The sequence below is a fragment of the Streptococcus sp. DD11 genome (genome assembly GCF_001578865.1).
Classification (GTDB): Bacteria; Bacillota; Bacilli; order Lactobacillales; family Streptococcaceae; genus Streptococcus; species Streptococcus panodentis.
This window is the reverse complement of sequence record NZ_KQ969393.1, coordinates 551,960-556,104: the sequence shown is the minus strand read 5'-3', so window position 1 is coordinate 556,104 and position 4,145 is coordinate 551,960. Positions and strand designations below refer to the sequence as shown.

Genomic DNA, 4,145 nt, shown 5'->3' with positions numbered 1-4,145 from the left:
TCCAAAGATAGACAAAGGACTGCAGATCCAGACTAAATCCCTGCAAACCGATATTTTTCAGAAAGAGGGTATAAAACAAAACCAGGAAATACAGGCCGTAGCTGCTCCAAATAAGCCAGCGGGGAAGATGCTGACGGGTCAGACTGCGAATAAAAAGAAAGCTGAGCAGGGTCAGCAGCAGGATAATACCAGCCGGAATCAGCCGATCTTCTTCAGGCCATCCCTTATAAAAGACCGTGGCCACATAGGTATAGAAGAAGGTCCCGTACAGCCAGACCCAGAAAAGCAGACTGGCAAGGAAGGCTGCAAGCTCCAATAGATATCTTTTCATTTCAGACCTCCTTTTTAAGATTATAACAAAATTCAGACGGACATTCTATTTTTTCTTGACTTTATATCCAGAAGATGTTATCATCTGGTTATAAAGACTAGATAAGAAAGTGATAAAGATTTGAACGCTCAGCACCCCTTTCCCAAATGGGATGAATTGCCAGATCTGGATCTGTATTTGGATCAGGTTCTGCTCTATGTAAACAATGTCTGCGGACCTTCTATCTCGGCTTCTGACAAGGGATTGACCGCCTCAATGATCAATAACTATGTCAAGCATGGCTACGTTGCCAAACCGGTCAAGAAAAAATACCAGCGTCGCCAAGTAGCCCGTCTGATTGCCATTACGACTTTGAAGACCGTATTTTCTATTCAGGAAATCTCTGCCACCCTCAACATGCTGCATGAGGAAACAGACTCGACAGAACTCTATAATGAGTTTGTCGCTTACATGAACGGCGAGCAGCGAGAGGTCACACCGATTATTGCCAGAGCCTGCCAGACCGTCAAGCTCTACCAAGAGACCTTAGCCTTGATACAACTGCCGGAAAAGGAGGAAGAACACCTTGAACTACGCGCTTAAACTCAGTAAAAAACTATCCTTCGGCGAAGAAATTGCTAATGCCGTAACCCATGCGGTCGGGGCTGTCCTCATGCTGATTCTGCTGCCTATTTCAGCTATTTACAGCTATGAAGAGCATGGGCTGGTATCTGCTGTCGGCACTTCTATCTTTGTCATCAGCCTGTTTCTCATGTTTCTGTCATCGACCATCTACCACTCCATGTCCTACGGCACCCCCCACAAATACATCCTGCGGATTATCGACCACTCCATGATTTACATTGCCATTGCCGGCAGCTACACACCGGTCGTGCTCTCGCTCATGAACGACTGGAAGGGCTATCTGATTATCGTCATTCAGTGGGGAACGACCATCTTCGGCATTCTTTATAAAATCTTTGCCAAGAAGGTCAATGAAAAGTTCAGTCTGGCCCTTTATCTGATTATGGGCTGGCTGGTTGTCTTTATCATTCCGCAGATTATCAGCCAGACCGGGCCGGTCTTTTGGGGCCTCATGCTGGCAGGCGGCCTCTGCTACACAGTCGGCGCCGGCTTCTACGCTCAGAAAAAGCCTTATTTCCACATGATTTGGCATCTCTTCATTCTGGCCGCTTCTGCTCTGCAGTATATCGCTATTGTCTATACCATGTAATATCGTCATTTAGTTTATCTTTTATTACTTTGTTAGCTCGTCTTGCCGTACGCCAGTACTGTCTGCGGCTCGCTGCTTCGTACTAAAAGCAAGCTAAAAGACTATACACTTCGAAAATCTCTGCAAACTAGGTCCTCGGGTGACTGTTGGAGATTGCTGATGTTTTTCACTGAATCTAAAAAAGGCTGAGGGTTTCCTCGCCTTTTATCATCTTTTAGTTTGCTTTTAAAGGCTGATGATAAGACCGACCCAGTCAGCAACATTGACAGAAATCTTCGAAAGGGATTATTTTGTTCTGAAGGGCAGCCTGAAAGGCTGGAGCCCTCTTTTTAAAATGGGATAAAGGATAGGGACGGCTATCACGGTCACCGCTGCCGAGCCAAAAGTCCCGGCGATCTTGTCAATAGAAGCCAGCAGGGCCTGATCCAGCGGCAGATTGGCTGCCAGAATATTGATTAGGGCATAGCGCACCAGATTGAGCAGGATTTTGATAAGCGCCGCCCCGACAGCAACTGTCAGGATTTGCAGCGGCTGATCCTTTTCCTGAAAAAGCCGGTCATATACAAGATAGACCACGAGGCCGACAGCCGCCGCTTCCAGCAGAATGACCGGGATTTCGGCAGCATAGCCATTGAGCAGGTCAAAAACAGCCAGACCGACCGCTGCCGCCAGAAAGCCCTGATAAAGACCAAAAAGCAGAAAGGCAATGACCACCAAGGCGTTGCCCAAATGAACAAACTGGGCCCCCAGCGGAATGCGGAAAAACTGGATGCTGACAAAAATCAGGGCAGCGTAAATACTTAAAAAAGCAAGGGAACGAACATCAAAATGGGATTGTTTCATCGTAAAAAATCTCCTTTATAATCTATCTTCCTCAGACTTTACAGTCCGACAGGCAGTGAAAAGCGAATCTTGAGCATCAGCCCGCAGCATGACCGAGAGATGGGCGGGGATGCTTCAGTCTCGGCTTCAGCGGCTTTTAACCGCTGCCAGCCGCTGAAAATCCGTCCAGAGCTGAGCCAAGTGAGGCTGGTAAAAAACACCCAGACGGAGGTCTGCACCCCACTCCACAGTCGAGAGCAAACTCCTTGAGACAAAGTCCAGTATGAGAGGCAGCATCTGCTCCAAGGGGACTTTCTGGATAAAGGCTGCTGCGGCCAAGGCCGTCACCATATCGCCGGTCCCGTAAAAATGCTGGGGCAGTCTGGAGCCCTGAAAGATGCAGAAACTCCCAGTCTCTGAGTCATAATAAGCAAAACCAATCTGGTCTTCAGCTGTCTGCACCCCTGTCAGCAAGACCTGCTTTGCTCCCAGCCCGGCCAGTTCCCGGCAGATCTCTTCCAGCACTGCCTCCGGCAGCAGCTCTCCCGAATAAGGCCGATCCAAGAGCAGGGCTGCCTCGGTCAGATTGGGCAGGACCAGATGAGCCTGACTGACCAGCTGCCGCATGGCTTTGACATACTGCTGATCAAAGCCGTGATAAAGCCGGCCCTTGTCTCCCATGACGGGGTCTGCCAGCAGCGGAAGGTTCTTTTCCTTGGCAAAGTCCAGAATGGAAGACAGCTGCTCCGGACCTGCCAAATAGCCTGTCAGAAGAGCTGAGAAGTCCTGCTCTAAGCTCCGCCACTGCTGCAAAAATGCCTGCAGGCCCTGTGTGTAATCCTCCACATAGACATCGGGAAATCCGCCGGTATGGGAAGACAGGAGCACTGTCGGCAACAGGGCCGTTTCTATCTGGCATGCAGCCAGTAAGGGCAGGGCAGCCGCTGTGGCAACCTTCCCCAAACCAGCAATATCATTGGCAACAATCAAAGGCTTGGTCACTGGAAAGCCTCCTCTCTTTATCTATGCTTTCTATTGTAAAATAGGTGAAATTGAGTTACAATAGGAAAAAATCCTATCTGTATGGGGACAGTTTTTATGACCAAGGCAAAATACCAATCGATTATTGACAAAATTATCAAGGACATCCAGAAGGGAAGACTGGCAACCGGGCAGAAGATTCCTTCCGTCCGCAGGCTGGCAGAGCGCTACCGCTGCAGCAAGGACACTGCCCAAAAAGCCCTGACCGAACTCAAATACCAGAAATATATCTATGCAGTTCCCAAAAGCGGCTACTATGTGCTGGAAAATCATCAGGAGTCCAAGCAGGACTTGGAGCTGCCAGTGACAGACGACCGCCATCAGGCCTATGAAGACTTCCGCCTCTGTGTCAATGAGACCCTGATTGGCCGGGAAAACTATCTCTTCAACTACTATCCCCAGCAGGAAGGTCTGGAAGAGCTGCGGAAATCCGTCCAGCAGCTGCTGCTGGACTCGGCTGTCTACACTTCGCTGGACCGGCTGGTCCTGACCTCCGGGACCCAGCAGGCCCTCTATATCCTCTCACAGATTGACTTTCCCAATCAGAAAGAGACCATTCTGGTCGAGCAGCCTACCTACCACCGGATCAACGACTTGCTGCTGGCTCAAGATCTGCCTTATGAGACCATTGAGCGGACTCCGCAGGGGATTGACCTGCAACAATTGGAAGAAATTTTCCAAAGCGGAAAAATCAAGTTCTTTTACACCATTCCCCGCTTTCACTATCCCTTGGGTCAC

General features: G+C 49.4%; 5 protein-coding genes and 1 pseudogene. 3 read left to right on the top strand and 3 right to left on the bottom strand.

Annotation, left to right across the window (positions count from 1 at the left end):
- Positions 1-331, bottom strand: a pseudogene (locus tag STRDD11_RS13640) (VanZ family protein); the annotation flags it as partial.
- A 120-nt stretch (positions 332-451) separates the two neighbouring features.
- Here STRDD11_RS13640 and STRDD11_RS05955 point away from each other — a divergent pair.
- Positions 452-913, top strand: coding sequence for a DUF1836 domain-containing protein (locus STRDD11_RS05955; protein WP_128836260.1), 462 nt, complete (start codon positions 452-454; stop codon positions 911-913).
- Complete coding sequence (locus STRDD11_RS05950) at positions 897-1,544, top strand: PAQR family membrane homeostasis protein TrhA (protein WP_128836258.1); 648 nt, start codon at positions 897-899, stop codon at positions 1,542-1,544. The genes STRDD11_RS05955 and STRDD11_RS05950 overlap by 17 nt, the downstream gene beginning before the upstream one ends.
- A 285-nt stretch (positions 1,545-1,829) precedes the next feature.
- Here the strand turns inward: STRDD11_RS05950 and STRDD11_RS05945 are convergent, their stop codons facing one another.
- Together STRDD11_RS05945 and STRDD11_RS05940 are read right to left on the bottom strand one after the other, a co-directional pair.
- Positions 1,830-2,387 (bottom strand): ECF transporter S component, encoded by a 558-nt coding sequence (locus STRDD11_RS05945; protein WP_128836256.1) that lies wholly within the window; start codon positions 2,385-2,387, stop codon positions 1,830-1,832.
- A gap of 126 nt (positions 2,388-2,513) precedes the next feature.
- Entirely contained in the window at positions 2,514-3,368 is an 855-nt protein-coding gene (locus tag STRDD11_RS05940; RefSeq protein WP_128836254.1) for a pyridoxamine kinase, read from the bottom strand.
- Positions 3,369-3,464: 96 nt separating this feature from the next.
- Between STRDD11_RS05940 and STRDD11_RS05935 the strand changes: the two genes are divergently transcribed.
- Positions 3,465-4,145, top strand: a 681-nt coding sequence (locus STRDD11_RS05935; RefSeq protein ID WP_241209333.1) for an aminotransferase class I/II-fold pyridoxal phosphate-dependent enzyme, incomplete at its 3' end; no start/stop codon positions are given.

What these genes read in the sequence shown, in the direction of transcription:
- STRDD11_RS05945 (WP_128836256.1), bottom strand. Translation starts at nt 2,387, where the DNA reads ATGAAACAATCCCATTTTGATGTTCGTTCCCTTGCTTTTTTAAGTATT.